The 16,755-nt window shown below is 58.1% G+C and carries 11 protein-coding genes and 1 pseudogene; 6 read left to right on the top strand and 6 right to left on the bottom strand.

Annotated elements, in window-relative coordinates; genetic code table 11:
• Nucleotides 1-196 precede the first annotated feature (196 nt).
• Entirely contained in the window at nucleotides 197-1,219 is a 1,023-nt protein-coding gene (gene bmt / locus RA25_RS06450) for a betaine--homocysteine S-methyltransferase (RefSeq protein WP_039145682.1), read from the top strand.
• A gap of 77 nt (nucleotides 1,220-1,296) precedes the next feature.
• On the opposite strand, the gene RA25_RS06445 is transcribed toward bmt, so the two are convergent.
• Together RA25_RS06445 and RA25_RS06440 are read right to left on the bottom strand one after the other, a co-directional pair.
• Nucleotides 1,297-1,575, bottom strand: a complete 279-nt coding sequence (locus RA25_RS06445) for an acylphosphatase (RefSeq protein WP_019297456.1) — start codon at nucleotides 1,573-1,575, stop codon at nucleotides 1,297-1,299.
• A 73-nt stretch (nucleotides 1,576-1,648) separates the two neighbouring features.
• Nucleotides 1,649-2,491, bottom strand: a pseudogene (locus RA25_RS06440) (PA0069 family radical SAM protein); the annotation flags it as partial.
• Between the two features lie 960 nt (nucleotides 2,492-3,451).
• On the opposite strand from RA25_RS06440, the gene RA25_RS06435 reads away from it, so the two are divergent.
• Entirely contained in the window at nucleotides 3,452-7,264 is a 3,813-nt protein-coding gene (locus tag RA25_RS06435; protein WP_039170841.1) for a hypothetical protein, read from the top strand.
• A 480-nt stretch (nucleotides 7,265-7,744) separates the two neighbouring features.
• On the opposite strand, the gene RA25_RS06430 is transcribed toward RA25_RS06435, so the two are convergent.
• The 4 genes from RA25_RS06430 to RA25_RS06415 all read right to left on the bottom strand — a co-directional run bounded on the left by RA25_RS06430 (nucleotide 7,745) and on the right by RA25_RS06415 (nucleotide 12,966).
• Entirely contained in the window at nucleotides 7,745-9,316 is a 1,572-nt protein-coding gene (locus tag RA25_RS06430; protein ID WP_052254182.1) for a BCCT family transporter, read from the bottom strand.
• Between the two features lie 157 nt (nucleotides 9,317-9,473).
• Nucleotides 9,474-10,496 carry a GlxA family transcriptional regulator gene (locus tag RA25_RS06425; protein WP_039170838.1) on the bottom strand — a complete coding sequence of 341 codons (1,023 nt, stop codon included), beginning with the start codon at nucleotides 10,494-10,496 and terminating at the stop codon, nucleotides 9,474-9,476.
• A gap of 252 nt (nucleotides 10,497-10,748) precedes the next feature.
• The gene (locus tag RA25_RS06420; RefSeq protein ID WP_039170835.1) at nucleotides 10,749-11,969 is read right to left on the bottom strand and encodes a M24 family metallopeptidase; all 1,221 of its coding nucleotides are present in this window, start codon (nucleotides 11,967-11,969) and stop codon (nucleotides 10,749-10,751) included.
• A 100-nt stretch (nucleotides 11,970-12,069) separates the two neighbouring features.
• Entirely contained in the window at nucleotides 12,070-12,966 is an 897-nt protein-coding gene (locus tag RA25_RS06415; RefSeq protein ID WP_027233582.1) for a LysR substrate-binding domain-containing protein, read from the bottom strand.
• Nucleotides 12,967-13,064: 98 nt separating this feature from the next.
• On the opposite strand from RA25_RS06415, the gene RA25_RS06410 reads away from it, so the two are divergent.
• From RA25_RS06410 to RA25_RS06395, 4 genes are all read left to right on the top strand, one after another.
• On the top strand, nucleotides 13,065-13,880 hold the full coding sequence (locus RA25_RS06410) for a creatininase (protein WP_039170833.1): 816 nt from the start codon (nucleotides 13,065-13,067) through the stop codon (nucleotides 13,878-13,880).
• Nucleotides 13,881-13,899: 19 nt separating this feature from the next.
• The gene (locus RA25_RS06405) at nucleotides 13,900-15,018 is read left to right on the top strand and encodes a polyamine ABC transporter substrate-binding protein (RefSeq protein ID WP_039170830.1); all 1,119 of its coding nucleotides are present in this window, start codon (nucleotides 13,900-13,902) and stop codon (nucleotides 15,016-15,018) included.
• 82 nt (nucleotides 15,019-15,100) lie between these two features.
• Nucleotides 15,101-15,946 carry an ABC transporter permease gene (locus RA25_RS06400; RefSeq protein ID WP_027233579.1) on the top strand — a complete coding sequence of 282 codons (846 nt, stop codon included), beginning with the start codon at nucleotides 15,101-15,103 and terminating at the stop codon, nucleotides 15,944-15,946.
• Nucleotides 15,943-16,743, top strand: coding sequence for an ABC transporter permease (locus RA25_RS06395; protein WP_039170827.1), 801 nt, complete (start codon nucleotides 15,943-15,945; stop codon nucleotides 16,741-16,743). Before RA25_RS06400 ends, RA25_RS06395 begins: the two co-directional genes overlap by 4 nt.
• The last annotated feature ends 12 nt before the right edge of the window (nucleotides 16,744-16,755 follow it).

The raw sequence follows: 16,755 nt of genomic DNA, 5'->3' as shown, positions 1-16,755 counted from the left end.
GCGCGGTGTGTTGCGAAATTCGTGGCGCCACGCCGCATTCGCCCCTGTGCCTGCGGCTTTGCGGCAGCCGGGCAGCACTCTCATAATGAAGATGAAGAAAATGAAATTGCCCTTGCCCGCCCGGCGTGAGACAGGGGAAGCAGACCAATTTGCCGCCCGGTCCGCCGGGGCGGCCTGCTGACACGGGACTCAACCGATGACAAACACTTTCAAACAGCTTCTGGAAACAAAAGACGTGCTGCTGGCGGATGGCGCGACCGGCACCAACCTGTTCGCCATGGGCCTGCAGTCCGGCGACGCGCCAGAGCTGTGGAACGTCGATGAACCCAAGAAAATCCTGGCGCTTTACCAGGGATCGGTGGATGCCGGCAGCGACCTGTTCCTGACCAACAGCTTTGGCGGCACCGCCGCGCGCCTGAAACTGCATGACGCGCAGGGCCGGGTGCGCGAGCTGAACCGCATCGCCGCCGAACTGGGCCGCGAGGTTGCCGATAAGGCAGAGCGCAAGATCGCCGTTGCCGGCTCCGTCGGCCCAACCGGCGAAATCTTCGAACCGGTCGGCGAGATGTCCCACGCCCTGGCGGTTGAGATGTTCCACGAGCAGGCCGATGCCCTCAAGGAAGGCGGCGCCGATGTGCTGTGGCTGGAAACCATTTCCGCCCCGGAAGAATTCCGCGCCGCAGCGGAGGCTTTCAAGCTGGCGGACATGCCCTGGTGCGGCACCATGAGCTTTGACACCGCGGGCCGCACCATGATGGGGGTGACCTCCTCAGACCTGGCGCAGCTGGTGGAAGAGTTCGAAAATGCGCCTCTGGCCTTTGGCGCCAACTGCGGCACCGGCGCCTCCGACATCCTGCGCACCGTGCTCGGCTTCGCCGCACAAGGCACTGAACGCCCGATTATTTCCAAGGGCAACGCCGGCATTCCGAAATATGTCGACGGCCACATCCATTACGACGGCACCCCGGAACTGATGGGTGAATATGCGGTGATGGCGCGCGACTCCGGTGCCAAGATCATCGGCGGCTGCTGCGGCACCATGCCGGCGCATCTGCGCTCCATGCGCGACGCACTGGACAGCCGCCCGCGCGGCGACGCTCCGGCGCTGGAGAAAATCGTCGAGGTGCTCGGCCCCTTCACCTCTGAAAGCGATGGCACCGGCGAGGATGCGAACGCTGGCGGCGAGCGCCGCGGACGCCGCGGACGCCGCCGCGCCTGACCCTGCAGCAGTCATCGGAATGACGTATGGCGCCGCGTTTTTAAAACGCGGCGCCAAATTTTTCCCGCGGGCCTGGCCTATCCGGTGATACTAAAACCGCTGATCCCCGGGTCCGGATCGGTCCGTTCCGTCAGAACATCCTTGACCGAAGCAGCACCGGGGCCGCGGCCCATGTGGCGCACCATATCCGCGACGCTGTCCGACGGCCCCATCAGCAAGGCCCGGACCGATCCATCAGGTTCATTGCGGACCCAGCCCGTCAGCCCGTGGCGCAGCGCCTCCGCCCGCGCCCAGGTGCGGAAGGCCACGCCTTGCACGCGTCCCGTGACACGCGCTTTCATAGCAACAGTGGTCATTGGGAACCTTCCTTTCCGTCATGAAGGGCCCAAGCATACCACAAAAACGCAGCGCCTGCTGATCAAGAGCCGGTCAGAACAGCGCCAGCTGGTCGCCTGGCTGCGGCGGCCGGGCAAACAGATCGCTGCGCAGCGGTCCAGTCCGCTCCTGCAGGCCCAGCCGCTTGCAGGCGGCCTTGAACCGCTGCGCGATCATCTCGGCATAACGCCCCTCGCCCCGCATCCGGTGGCCCCAGCGCGGGTCATAATCGCGCCCGCCGTGCATTTCCCTCAGCCGCGCCATCACCTTGGCCGCCCGGCCCGGCTCATGCTCGGACAGCCATTCCTGCCACAGTTCCGACACCTCCCGCGGCAGCCGCAGCATGATCCAGCTGGCAGCATCCGCGCCCGCCTCTGCCCCGGCGGCCAGCAGCGCCTCCAGCTCATGATCCGTCAGCCCCGGCACCACAGGCGAAGTCATCACCCGCACCGGCACCCCGGCCTCCGTCAGACGCCGGATCGCCGCCAGCCGGCGGGCGGGCAGCGGCGCCCGCGGCTCCATCCGGCGGGACAGATCCGGGTCCAGCGTGGTGACGGAAATCCCCACTCTTACCAGCCCCTTGGCCGCCATCGGCGCCAGGATGTCCAGGTCCCGCTCCACCATGGCGCCCTTGGTCACAATGGCCACCGGGTGGTTGAAGTCGCGCAGCACCTCCAGGCAGGCGCGCGAAATGCGCAGATCCCGCTCGCACGGCTGATAGGGGTCCGTGTTGGTGCCAAGCGCAATCGCGGCCACCTTGTAGCGCGGCGCCGACAGTTCCTTGCGCAGAACCGCTGCAGCATTTGGGCGTGCGATCAGCCGGGTCTCAAAATCCATCCCAGGCGACAGCCCCAGATAAGCATGTGTCGGCCGCGCAAAACAGTAGATGCAGCCATGCCAAATACAAACTGAACTTTGCCCACATCCATTTTTTATACTTAATATTCAACAACATACCTGGCGCTACTTCATTCATTGTTTTTGTTCACAAAGTGATCGCCACAGTAAAAGCCCAACATGCTAGAGCCTGCGTCTTTTTGAACAGAATGCCGCTTACGCGGCATGCAATGAGGGGTGACCTACGGCCCTTTTGATGGAGAGCGGTCACCCCTCATTGAGAAAAAAACTGACCGTCTCAAAGAAGATGACCGAACTCGAGTTTGCTCCATTTGAAGTGCGAAAGTACGAAGGAGTGACCATATGGACAAACTAAACGCAGAGCCGGCGAGAGAATCCTGCTGATGTATGAGTAGCTCACGAATGCTCGGGTTCTGCGTCCGTAAATAGCTCTTCTAGCAGCATAACGCTTAGACCACCTTGCTTGGGCATCACATCAAGTTGCAAACACCCCGGCAGACGGCGGCAACCAGCGGAGGCTGTGTGAAAACTCTGATCGTTCCCCTTGTTCAGCCGGAAACTCCAAATGTCTGCAATCTCTCGTCCAGTTGAATGGTTCCCTGGATAATTTGCGGAAATGAGTTCGACGAGAGAGATCGCGGGCTCCCGTTTTCACACAGCCTCAGCCCGAAGCGGACACGACCATTTCTTCCTTCCGACCTACTTCTCTCCCCCAGGAAGGGCGGGGAACGGACCTTCGCTGCGCTCTCCACCAAGGTCGGCAACACGAACGAAGCAGAGCCTGTCGCGGATCGAGACCACTTTCTGAAAACAGATTATTCTTCATCCTACGAGCTCATTTTTCTGCCCGTTTTAATTGGACTGCTGATACGAACCTATGCTTAAAAGCTAACGCCTTGGCATGAGATCAACCACCCCGGCGACGTTATTCCTTCCAACCCTTTGCTGTTAGGTCATCTTGTCGATTTGCCGACGATGCAGACACATTAGAAAGGCAATATGTTTACAGTCCATCCTAACGAGATCAAAGACTTCACTGGAGACGAGCTCGTCGAGTTGTTGCGCCGTCTTCTTTACGCCGAAGCTCGCAATGCCAACGTTCCACTGAGAGGCGTGGACGTTCCGCTCCAAATCACCGTCGCCGACGGCGGACAGGACGCAAGAATTGCCTGGACCGGTGGCGCAAAATCAACAAATTTTCTCCCAAGCTGCGACATCACCTTTCAATGCAAGGCGAAGGATGCGGGCGACGCTCAGTGGAAAAAAGAGGTTTGGACCAAACCCACCCAAAAGAAAAAAGTTACGGCCAAAATTCTAAATGACACTGTGCGCGATGTCCTCGCTCGCGGCGGTAGCTACATCGGCATTACTACCACGGCGCTCGTCGGCAACAAACCGGCGGATCGCGTCAACGCGATAAAGCAAGGTATCAAGACCGGCGGTGGCGACCCAACCAATCTCGCGATGGTCGATGTATACGAGGGAAATAAGCTCGCCGCATGGGCGAGCGCGCACCCCGGCGTCGCTGTCTGGATCAAGCAGCGGCACGCTGCGATCGACCTTGCTGGCTTCTCGACCATCGATCATTGGGGCAAACGCGCGGACATCGCTGCGCCACCGTTCATTGAGAGCCCTGACCGCAAATTCTCGCTCGGCCCCCATGAGGCCGATGCGATCGAGTTTTCTCAACTTGCCGAGCGCCTCTTCGTCGAATTGGAAGAGCCTGGGGCTTCTGTTCGCATCTGGGGTGCCTCAGGAATCGGCAAGACCCGAGCACTGTATCATGCGCTTCGCACCGGCACCGGTCTACTCAAGGGACTTGCTGCCGCCAACTTTATTTTCTGCGACTTTAGCCAGGTTGGAGATCGCCTCTGGGACGTAGCGAACCAGATCGTGAAGGAGGGCTCGGCCGCGGTTCTTGTCGTGGACGGATGCCCGCTCGATAAAGCTCGCGAACTGAACGCGCTCGCTCTTACTGAAGGTAGCCAGCTTCGCATCATCACAATCGGCGCCGACGGGCTCGAACATGATGATCAGTGCGTCATGGTTCGGCCCTCCAAGGCCGATCGCACGACGATTAGGGGCATCCTTACGACCAAGCTAACCAAGGCCAAGGCCGATGAACTTGACTATATCGCGGACCTTTGCGACGGGTTTCCTCGCATCGCTGTACTCGCCACCGAGAGCTACGAGAAAAGAGCGATCCTAAAGTCGGTCGACGATGTTGCACAGCAGATCATGGATGCGGTCGGTACTGATCGCGAAACCGTGCGGGCGCTCGAATGCCTCTCGTTGTTCGACAGCCTTTTGCCCGATGAGGATCCAGCCGCCTTCGACAAACTCGCCGAGATGCTGGTTCATATGAAGGGTGAACTAATGTACGAGAATCTCGTCATCGCCACTCGGCAGCATCTGGTCGAACGCAATCATGGCGCAATGGTCGTTCAGCCCCGTCCGATCGCTAACTTCCTCGCGCTGCGCCGCCTCGATTATCTGCGCCCCTCAACATTGGTAGCGTTTCTGGATAGCGCGCTGTGTCATCACCGAGACGCCATGCTCTCACGCTGGCGCTTCCTCGCGCGGTCCCGCACGCTGAGCGAGGCCATCCATTTACTATTGCGCACACGGTTCGCTGGCGCAAACATCGTCCAACCCGACGTCGCGCCCTATCTCAGTGCTTTCGTTCATGTCGAACCTGATCGCACAGGGACATCCCTATATTGGGCGATTGCGCAAGTACCGCTTTCCGATGTCGAAGAAATTTACGTCACTGAAGAACTCGTTGACGCGCTGCGTCTTCTCGCCTCGCGCCAGAAGAGCTTCGGCCCCGCCGCGCAGATGGTTCTACGGCTCGCGGCCGTCGCCCCTTTCGAGAGCTCACAGCCGATCTTGCAGCTGTTACGCCAGCTCTTCCAGGTTGCGCTCGCAGGCTCGCAGGCCGATGATCGCCTCCGTCGTGTTGCCCTGGAACAGGCCCTCGACGAAGACGATCCGCGTATCCGCCGCGTTGGTGTCGAAGCGCTCGGAGCGATGATCCAGACCCGTGTCTCTCGGTCAGAACAGTTCGAGCAGATCGGCGCTGAAGCCTATCACCCGGAATGGGTGCCTGCCGATCATGGCACTATCAACGCCTATTTCGACTGGGCTCTCCAGCACCTGCTCGGACTTTGGCGCAAGCACACCGAACTGCGCCGGGTAATCGAAGACCATGTCGTTGGCGACATCCGCAATCTCCTCTCGCCGGAACTTTTGCCCACCCTCGAGATATTCGTCAAAGAAGTAGTTGCCTACTCTGGTCATTGGTTCGACGCCACTCACGGGATAGGTGACTGGCTGTATTTCGATCGACCCGAAGAGCCGAACGACTTCTCGCTCGCTGTGCGAGCGCTGTTCGACGCGACCCTACCGACCGACCCGGTAGATCTGGTCCGCCTCCATAGCCGCTTCTGGGGGGCGGACCTGCACGATCCCGCGAAACGCTACGCCCAGGATCAGGAAGACCCCGACTACGAATATTCGGCGCGTCGCGTGCGAGAACTTGCGCCCGTGATCGCGAAAAATCCGAAGCAGCTTTACCGCGCCATCCACGCCATGGCGACAGAAGAGATGAACGCGCCACAGGCTTTTGCGATTGCCTTAGCCCCCGAATTGCCCGACCCGTTGGATGCGTTCAAGCAAGCCGTCACAGCGTTGGATGAGAGCGGCACACACGCAGGCGCGACTTTTGTAGCCTCCCTCTTGTCTGCTCTCGATTCACACCTTCAGCATCGGCCCGATCGCGTCGGTAAGCTTGAAGACATCGCCAAGACATCTGCGGTGCTTGCGGCCAATCCGATGTATATTGTGAACTCGCTCCGCGTCACTGATGAACGCCTCAACAATCTCGCGAACGACGTTCGAGACGGCAGAGTGACTCCGGCTCAGAGTATCTCGGTTTCCTATGGACGTCGCCTCGAGGAAGTCGGTCACGCTGCCCTTTCAACGTTTATCGAGGCGCTCGTTGAGCGTGGCTCTGACGGAGGAGCATGGGCTGCACTCGAGATCTTGTCCATGTATACACACGGCCAGAAGATTCTTCCGCCCAAAATCGTCGATCTGGTAAAGTTCACGATCCTTTCACAATCGATCGCCGAAGAAGCAGATGGCAATTCTACCATGGCCGATCATTCCTACGATCGGTTACTCCGTTTGGTCGACGCCTCTAACGGGATCGACGACACCTTCGCTCGTAGGTTTGCCGATCAGCTTGTGTTTGCCTGCCGAACCTCAGGATCGAGACGCCGCGGTCCTCCGGAGGTGCTACGCGGTGCCCTCGATACTATAATTCCACGCGCTCCGGCTGCAGTCTGGCCTGTACTCGCAAGCTTTTACGAGATCGCAACACGGGTCGAACGTGATCGGATGAACGCCATCACTTCCGCTACCAAGCCCTTCGCAAGTGACCTCTCGCGCATCGGCTCTGGAGCCCTATTCGATATCCCGATCGAACTGATGCTTGAATGGGTTGCGGTCGATCCGGACGGTCGCATTACATTTCTCCTTACCTTCTTCCCGATACTCCAACAGAAGAGTGGCAAATGGACCTGGCACCCCGCGCTCCAGAAACTCGCCAAACTGTATGGCGACAGAAAGCGGTTCCGTGATGCTTTGCGCCAGCGCATATATCCCAGCTCTTGGAGCGGCTCGCTGAAACCACATCTAATGATCTTCACAGAGCCGCTCGCTTCTTGGGGTAGTGATGCGGTACTCGGAGACTGGGCAGCTACAATGCTGGACGGTGTGAACCGCTCTTTGGAGAGCGAAATCTATTGATGAGTTGATCCGGGAGCGGTCATTGGTTTTGCATAATGCGAACGGCAGCAAAGGGCCGTCCAATGCTATCCGGCACGCCAAGTGAGACCGACCTTGCAAATGGTACCTTATGCGCACCGCGTGCGATCATGCACCACGCGCGAAAGATCCCTCACAGCCCTCTCCTGAAGACATTCGCGGACGCGGTGGAAATCTAGCAAGTCACGGAGAACAACACCAATGTCTTGCCATGCCATCTGTTCACGGGCTGAGTTCAAGCATGGTACCGCACTAAAAGTGCATGCGGCTTTACAGTGGGTCAGAACAGTGGTTTTTCAGAATATGTCGTCTAAGCAAGACGGTCAGCGGCTTGCACCGCAGGAGAGAATGGTCACGGCTCAAAAAATGGTTACTGAGCAAAAGCGGGGTCCTGCAGGCGGCTTCGCAAGTTGCACGCCGCAGTCTGTGGGATGCGGCGTGCGGGTCTTTGAAAAGGCTGCGCTACTTGGGCGGAAGCTCATCCTTCAGAGCCCGATACAAGCTGATCATCATCAGAAGTATCACAAAGGAGAATGGCAGAGCAGCAGCGATCGACGCCGTTTGTAGTGCAACAAGTCCCCCTGCGACCAGCAGCACGCTGGCGACAACGCCTTCGGTGACGCCCCAGAAGATCCGGACTAGGCGCGGCGGGTGCTGGCTGCCCATCGCGAGCATGGTGCAGATCACCAAGGTACCGGAGTCCGACGAGGTGATGAAGTATGAGGCAATCAGGAAGGTGACGATTGCCGCAAAGGCAGTGCCCCAGAGACCAACATCCATGCCCTCAAGCGTTGCATAAAGTGCCAGGGTCGGACTTTCATTAACCGCTTCGATGATACCGCCAGCGCCTTGCAATTCGATGCTGACCGCGTTGCCGCCGAACATGGCCAGCAGGAACATGGTGACAAGCGGTGGGACGATCAGCAAGGCAACCACAAACTCGCGCAGGGTCCTGCCCTTGGAGACACGGGCGATGAACAGGCCGACAAACGGCGACCAGGCTATCCACCAGCCCCAGTAGAAGACGCTCCACCAGCCCTGCCATTGCCGCCCCGGCTCTTCGTCCACCCACAGGCCCATCGGCACGAAGCTCTGCACGTAGTTACCTACCAGATTGACGTATTGACCAAGCAGATAGACGGTCGGGCCGGCAAAGAGGAAGAAGGCAAGGATGGCAAATGTCAGCCACATGTTCAATTCACTGATAATGCGGATACCTTTGGACACGCCCGAGACGGCCGAAAGCGTGGCAATGCCGGTCACTACAGCAATCAGGATGATCTGATTGGTAGTTGAATTGGCAATTCCGGTAAGCAGGTTTAGCCCCGTGTTCATTTGCTGAACACCCAACCCCAGTGTGGTGGCAACGCCAAAAATGGTGCCAAAGATTGCCAGCAGGTCAACGGCATGGCCCCAGAACCCGTAGATCCGGTCGCCGATCAGCGGATAAAGGGTGGACCGCATCGAAAGCGGCAACCCTTTGCGGTAGGCAAAAAAGGCCAGAGACAATGCAACAATCACATAGACCGCCCAACCGTGGACGCCCCAGTGAAAGGCAGTGATCAGCATTGCCGTGCTGGCGGCCAGCGCCGAGTTCGCCTCAGTTCCGGCCATTTCGATGAACGGGTTGCCTTGCAGGTGATACATCGGCTCGGCAATGCTCCAGAACAGCACACCATTGCCCATGCCTGCGCTGAACAGCATGGCAAACCACGAGAAATTTCCGAATTCCGGCCGGTCGTTGTCCTTGCCCAGCCGGATGTGGCCGTAGCGGCTGAAGGCCAGCCAGATGCTGAACAGCAGGAAGATGCTGATCATCAGGATGTAATACCAGCTAAGAGTGCCGGTGATCCACTGCTTGATCCCGTCGAACACACCGGAGGCGAGTTCGACATTGGATACCGTGAACAACACAAAGGCAATGACCATGAGTTTCGAGGCGATGCTCATCCGAGCGTGGACGCCTTTCAACAGGCCGACTTTGGCGACGGCGTTATAGGGGTAGTGGCCGTCAAAGCCCTGTTCGAGTGACATAGTTTCTCCCTGTTATTGAGTTTCGGCTGAACCTGGGCGGGCCAGCCATGAACCGGCCTCCTGAGCCGCCAACAGGCAATAGATGTTCAGCCTGAGACCTTAGCTGAGCAGTGGGGAGGCAGGTAATGAGAACTGCAAATACCTGGATTAAGGATGCTTATGGCGCGCAGCTGCTAAGCGACCAGGATTTGCGGAAACTGTGCGGTGAACGGTCAAACTTACGCTTGAATTGCCTAGAGAAGTACGAGGCATTTTCAAAACCTGAGGCCATGGCGACCTCGCGCACGCTTAGGTCGGTTTCGTTCAGCAAGGAAAAGGCCCGCTCCAGCCGCAGGCCGAAGTAGAACTGCCAGGGCGACTGTCCGACATATTTCTGGAACAGGCGCTCCAGTTGGCGGCGAGAGACAGCCAGCGCACTGGCAATTCTATCCATGTCCAGCGGCTCTTCCAGGTTCGCCTGCATCAAGCGCACGGCACGGATCAGATTCTGATTGCGGCAGCCAAGCATTGATGACACCGGCGAAATCTGCCGCGACATGCCTGCTCCTGGGCGTTTGTGCAGGCACATGTCGGCAACGCAGGAAGCAAGGTGGGAGCCGCATTGGGCCTCAATGATTTCAAGCATCATGTCAGTTGCGGCATGGCCACCACCACAGGTGTAGAGCCCGCGGTCGGATTCATAGAAGTTGCCGGACGGCTTGAGACAAGGAAACAGCTCGACAAAACCCGGGGCATTTTCCCAATGCAGAGTAAACCGCCGACCGGTCAGAACACCTGTTGCCGCCAAAGCAAAGGCGCCGGTGCAGATGCTTCCAACGCTTGCACCATGTGCTTTCTGGCGACTGATCCAGCTGACAACCCGGCTGTCATAGGATTGCGCTGGCTCCGTCCCTGCGCAGACAAAGAGCGAAGCATTGCGGTCCAGGTCGACCAGCCCGGAATCAACCTGTATCGGAATGCCGTTCGAGCAGGTTACCGGAAGGCCATCCGGGCTGAGCGCATGCCATTCAAACAGCGCCTTCTGCGTTAGCTGATTGGCAATCCGCAGCGGTTCGATTGCGGCGCTGAAGGCCAACATCGTAGTTTTGGGCAGCAGAAGAAAATGGAATTTCTTCGGTGGCGCGTCGCTGTCGAAGCGTACAGTGGCAGCGCCTTTCGGAAGGAAGCGGTTGTCTTGCATGGGCGGTCTCCAGGACATTAGAAAGCAAGCTTCTGTCCGGGTTTTGATATTCAGGCATTTTCAAGCAACGCACACGCGGGCGCGGTGTGTTGTTATTGCGGGACGGGGAAGGCCAGACGCAAATAGACCCATTTGGCGGCGCTTTCGCTGGTCCGCTGCGGATCCGGGGCCAGCGAAAGCAGGCTAATGGACCCAGCCAGGACAACCAAACAGGTCAGCCCCTGCAGCAGTATTCCGGCCTTCCCCTGCATCTTAGGCCTTACCGCCGACAATGTTGTGCTCCGGGCCGTAGGGGAATCCGGTTATATTCTCGGCACCGTCTTCGCCTACGATCAGAATGTCATGCTCGCGATAGCCGCCCGCGCCCGGCGTGCCTTCTGGCAGCATGACCATTGGCTCCATCGACACCACCATGCCGGGCTTCAGCTCGGTATCGATATCCTCGCGCAGCTCGACCCCGGCCTCGCGGCCGTAATAGTGGCTTAGCACCCCAAAGCTGTGACCGTAACCGAATGAGCGGTACTTCAGCAGATCCCACTCCCGGTACATCTCATTTAGCTCCAACGCGATATCCTTGCACTTTGCACCGGGCTTGATCAGCTCCAGCCCGCGCTCATGCACGGCGACGTTCTTTTTCCAGATGTCCAGGCTGGCGTCGTCCACATGGTCGCAGAACAAGGTCCGCTCCAGCGCAGTGTAGTAGCCAAAGATCATGGGAAAGGTGTTGAGGCTGAGGATATCGCCGGACTGCACAATTCGGTTGGTGACGGGGTTGTGGGCGCCGTCGGTGTTGATGCCGGACTGGAACCAGGTCCAGGTGTCCATCAGTTCAACAAAGGGGAACGAAGCTGCAATTTCACGGATCATCGCATTGGTTCCGGCAATTGCCACTTCATGCTCGGCCACACCTGCCTTCACCGCATTGGCCACCGCTGCGCCGCCCACATCACAAATCCGCGCGCCTTCGCGAATCAGTTTCAGCTCCTCATCGGATTTGATCGTCCGCATCCACATGGAGGGGCCAGACACATCGACGAATTCCACATCCGGCAGCGCATCCTGCAGCGCTTGGCGATAGTCCAGCGACACGTGGTCGAACTCGATACCGACTCGCTTAGCCCCCTTGGTAAGCTCCTGCACAGCCCGATAGAAATTGTCGCGGCGCCAGTCGGTATAGGTGATGTTGTTTCCGAAGCTGCGGCGCCAAGGCTGACCGCCATCAATGCCCGCGGAAATCGTGGTCGCATCTTTTTGGTCGATTACCATACCGTACTTGCGCCCGAAGTAGCAGTACAGCCAGCCAGAATAATAGTTGATGCAGTGGTAGGACGTGAACAGCGCCGCATCGACGTTTTGTTTTGCCATCCAGCCGCGCAGCTCGTCCTGGCGGCGTTTCATTTCCTGGTCAGAGAATGGCGAAAAATCCTTCTCGCCATTGTGCCATTCCATGACGTGGAGCATATCTTCAGACATGTTTGATCCTTTCTTCGGAGCGTGTCCCAGTCGGTAACACCGAAAAAAGATCTCAAAAAATTAATAGATATGATCCTACTATAAATAACCCAAATCCATCCTACCCGGACGTCGGCTTCAGAGTCTTACGGAAGCCCCCAACGCCTCCAGCTATCTGTTCGATCAATTTCAGTGCAGCCTCACTCTGGCGCACATGTTTGTAGAACAACCCGACATGTATTCGCGCCAGCTGCGGAAATCCGATGTCCGGTGTCAGGATACGCATGCCCGGGAGCAGGGTCTTAGTTGTAAGGGCAGAAATGCCCCAGCCGCTGGCCACCGCGTTCTGCAGTGCCGAGATGCCGGGGCTCTCAAAAGCGATCCGCCATTTGCGTCCTTCACCATTCAGCGCTTCGATCACCCGACCCCTGTAAACGCATCCCTCCGGGTGCAGAACCAGCGGCAACGGCTCATCCGGATTGAAATGAAACCCCTTTGCGCAAACCCATTTGGGACGTTCAGACCAGTAGTGCGAGACATATGGCGCCGGCATGGAGTCGGTAATGGCAATTGTCATATCCAACTCGTCCGCATGCAGCTTACTCAAAAGATCGCGGCTCCAATTGCAGCGAATGTCCAGCGTGACGGCCGGGTTTTCAGAAACAAAGTCCGAAATGATCTCCTGAAAGAAACCAATTGCATAGTCGATCGGCAGGCCGACCCGCAGCACGCCCTGAATGCTGGAACGCGACAGCCGAGCCACAGCGCTGTCGTTCAGCCGCAGTATTTCACGGGCAAACCCGATCAGAGCATGGCCATCTTCCGTAAGCGTCAACTCCTTGCCCTGATGCACGATCAGTTTGCAGCCGCTGAGCTCTTCCAGGCGACGGATTTGCAAGGAAATCGCCGGCTGGGTTCGGCCAAGAGTTTGTCCGGTTTCAGTATAATTCCCTAGATCGACTGCCGTCACAAAGGTGCGCAGCAAGTCAGTTTGCAGGTTCGTGAACTTTCGAGACATTTACAAATCTTATTCTATCATTGCCACTATCAATTTCCCACATGGCGCATCTGGAGTCAAAGTAAAGCCAACCTTAACTTCCCGGATTGAGCCTCCCCATGAAGAAAGCTTCAGTTTTTGCCGCCGAGCTGCCTTGGCCGGAGTATAAATCGCGCGTCACAGGTGGCAGCACCCCCATTCTGATCCCGATCGGATCGATGGAACAGCACGGGCATCACATGCCAATGCATGTAGACGTGCTGCTGCCGACCGAGTTTGCCCGCAGGGTGGCGTCAGAGACCGGCAGCCTTGTCGCTCCGCCCTTTACCTATGGATACAAATCACACCAGAAATCCGGAGGCGGGAACTTCTTTCCCGGCACTACCAGTCTGGATGGCAGCAGTCTGGTCAACGCATTGAAAGACGTGATCAAGGAATTCGCCCGCCACGGCAACCGCCAGATCTGCCTGGTGAACGGCCATTTTGAGAACTCCTGGTTCATCGTTGAGGGCATCGATCTGGCCCTGCGGGAACTGCGCTGGGACGGCATTACCGATTTGAAAATTGTGGTGCTGTCCTACTGGGATTTTGTCAGCGATGACTCAATCGCCAAGCTCTACCCGGACGGCTTCCTGGGTTGGGACATCGAACACGGCGGTGTGTTGGAAACTTCACTGATGCTCAAGCTTTACCCGGATTTGGTGTGGCTGCAGGACGCAATCGACCATGCGCCGGCCGAATTCCCGCCATATGACGTCTACCCCCCGCACGAGGACTGGACGCCCGCAACCGGCACCCTGTCTTCCCCCAAGGATGCCTCGGCCGAAAAGGGCGAGCTGCTTCTCAATGTCTGCACCGCAGGGATCGTCAAAGCGCTGCGGAAAGAATTCGGAGATCGCTCTCCGGCAAGCGCTGCGGCAACAGCTGCGCAATAGAACCAGCAAGGAGACTGACATGACTGCCAAACTCACCCATCCCACCCGGCGGGCGCTGCTGAAGTCGGCCGCAGGCGCGGCGCTCGCAACCCCGTTCCTGTCCATCCGCGCTGCGGCGGAAACCGTGAACTTGTCGATGCTGGCTTGGTACGGCCACGCGGAGCCTGATATCGTTGGCGAATTTGAAGAGCAGCACAATGTGAAGTTCACCCCGAAATACTACACCGGAGGCGACAACATGCTGGGGCTGATCGCCCAGTCGCCGCCGGGCACATATGACGTCATCCTGTCCGACGCCGAATATGTGCAGCAGTTGAACGCGGCCGGCTACATTGAGGAACTGGACTCAAATGACTATGCCTTTGACGACTTCTTCCCGGAGTTCCAGCAATTCCCAGGCCACTGGAAAGACGACAAGCTCTATTCAGTGATCACCCGGTTCGGCTTCCTGGGCATTTCCTATAACGCCGATGTGCTGAGCGAGAGCGATGCAGCCAGTTACAACATCTTCAGCGACAGCCGTCTGACTGGCAAGCTAGGCCATTTCGACTGGCACCTTCCAAATTTGGGGCAGATCAGCTTGTTGAACGGCAATTCTGATCCCTTCGACCTGAGTGACGAGGCTTGGCAGCAAGTGCAGGACAGCACCATGGCGCTGCGCGGCCAGGTGGGCGGATTCTTTGACTATGGCGGTACTTTCTCGTCGCTGAAGAACGGTCAGATGACTGCCTTTGCGGGCATTGGCGACTGGATCACCGGCGTGCTCGAAAAAAACGGCGCCAATGTGCGCACCGCCATTCCGGAGGAAGGTGGCCTGCAGTGGACCGAGAGCTTCTCGATCGGCAAGGGTTCTCGCAATCAGGAGATGGCGCGCAAGTGGATCCAGTACATCACCTCGCCGGAAGGTCAGGCGAAATCGGCGGACATGGCGGCCTACCCGGCGCTGATCCCCAACAAGAAGGGCTGGGTCGTTCTGAATGAGGCGAACCCGGCCGAAGCCAAGAGGCAGAACATGGTGCTGGGCCAGCACAACGCCATGGACCTGATCCGCGAAGACCGCATCAAGTACCGCCAGCTGCCAGTGCAGCAAAGCCTCGAGGACTGGAACGACTTCTGGTCCGATTACAAAGGCGCCTAACCCCACCAGCACCGGAGCTGTCTCTTCCCCCGGCTACCGGTGCCCAACTGAAGGTCAGCTGCCTCCCGGCGCTGAAAGACCAATGAATACACGGCCGAATCTGTTTTCACTGACGTTCTCGCTGCCTCTACTTATCTGGCAGCTGGCCTTCTTTTTGTTTCCTCTGGCGTTTCTGGTGGCGCTCAGTTTCTGGACGGTGCGGAATTTTCAAATGCAGCCCGATTTTGACACTGTGAACTGGGTCAAGATCTATTCCCGCAGCGTGTTCTGGGATGCCTACTTTAGGACCCTGCTGCTGGCTTCTGCCAGTGCGGTGCTGATCAGCTTGACGGCTTTCCCGGCGTCTTATGCGATCTCGTTCAAACTGGGCGAAAATGCGAAACGCTGGATGATCTTCGTCCTGATCATCCCTTTCTTCACCAGCTATCTGGTCCGGGTCTATTCGCTGCAGGTTTTCCTGTCCGACGCGGGCATCCTTAATGCCTTCCTGGGTTACTTTGGCCTCGGCCCGTATCCGATGCTCAACAACAGCTTTGGCACCCTCACCGGTTATGCCACCCTGTGCCTGCCGCTGGTAATCCTGTTGCAAGTCTTCAGCCTGAATTTTGTGAACCGTGATCTGGTCGAGGCCGCCCACAACATGCGTTGCGGCCGCCTGCGGACAGTATTGGAAGTGATCATACCTTCCGCCAAAGCCGGTCTGGTGATCGCGGGTCTCTTCGCCTTCATCCTCAGCTTTGGCGACTTTGTGAGCCCCCTTTACCTGGGCGGAGGCAACCCGCCGACCCTTTCGATCATGATCACCGACATCACCAAATCCGGGCAGCAATGGCCGCGCGCCGCGGTAGTGGCTCTAACGATGATCGCCACACTCCTGACAGTAGCCTTTGCCGCCATCAAATTCGCTTACAGGGAGGCTGGAAAATGACCGGTAACCGCAACCCCATTATCGACGGCCTTCTGAAGCTGCATATCACGCTGTGCCTGATCTTCATCTTTGCACCGATTGTCGGCAGCTTTGTTTTCTCACTAAACTCGGACCGCTTTCCTTCGCTGCCGCTCGGCTCGTTCTCAACTGAATGGTACCGGCTAATCTGGGAAGATCCGCTGGTCTGGGCCGGCTTCTTCAACACTCTGCTGGTTGGCGCCTGCGTTGCAGCGATTGCCACGCTGCTGGGATTTGGCGGCGCCTACACCGACTTCCGCTACAAGTTCTTTGGCAAAACCGCCTACCTGGCCCTGGCCCTGCTGCCGCCCACCATCCCGGTGGTAATCATGGGCCTGGCGATGCTGGCCTTCCTCTCCCGTATCAGCCTTTCCGGCAACGTGGTCTCAGTCGTCATTGCCCACGGCGTGATGTGCAGCCCCTTTGCCATGGCCATCATCCGATTGCGCCTGTCGCAGATGGACCCGGATCTGGAAGCCGCAGCCTGGAACCTGGGCGGCAATGAATGGGTGACAATGCGCCATGTGATCATCCCCTTTACCAAACCCGCAATCTATGCCGCCTTGTTCATCACCATGGCTGTTTCCTTTGACGAGTTCGCGGTGGCCTGGTTTGTGTCGGGCCTGAACGAGACCCTGCCAGTCAAGGTTTTGGGCTTCCTTCAGGGCCAGGTCAGCCCCCGGATCAATGCCATCGGCTCGCTCGCCTTTGTCAGCTCAATCTCCTTCATCGTGATTGCCCAGCTTCTGATGCGCAATCCAAACGCCAAAACCTCTTAACAGACAGGACAG

It is taken from the genome of Leisingera sp. ANG-S5, assembly GCF_000813925.1.
Taxonomy (GTDB): domain Bacteria; phylum Pseudomonadota; class Alphaproteobacteria; order Rhodobacterales; family Rhodobacteraceae; genus Leisingera.
This window is presented reverse-complemented; position numbering and strand designations above follow the sequence as displayed.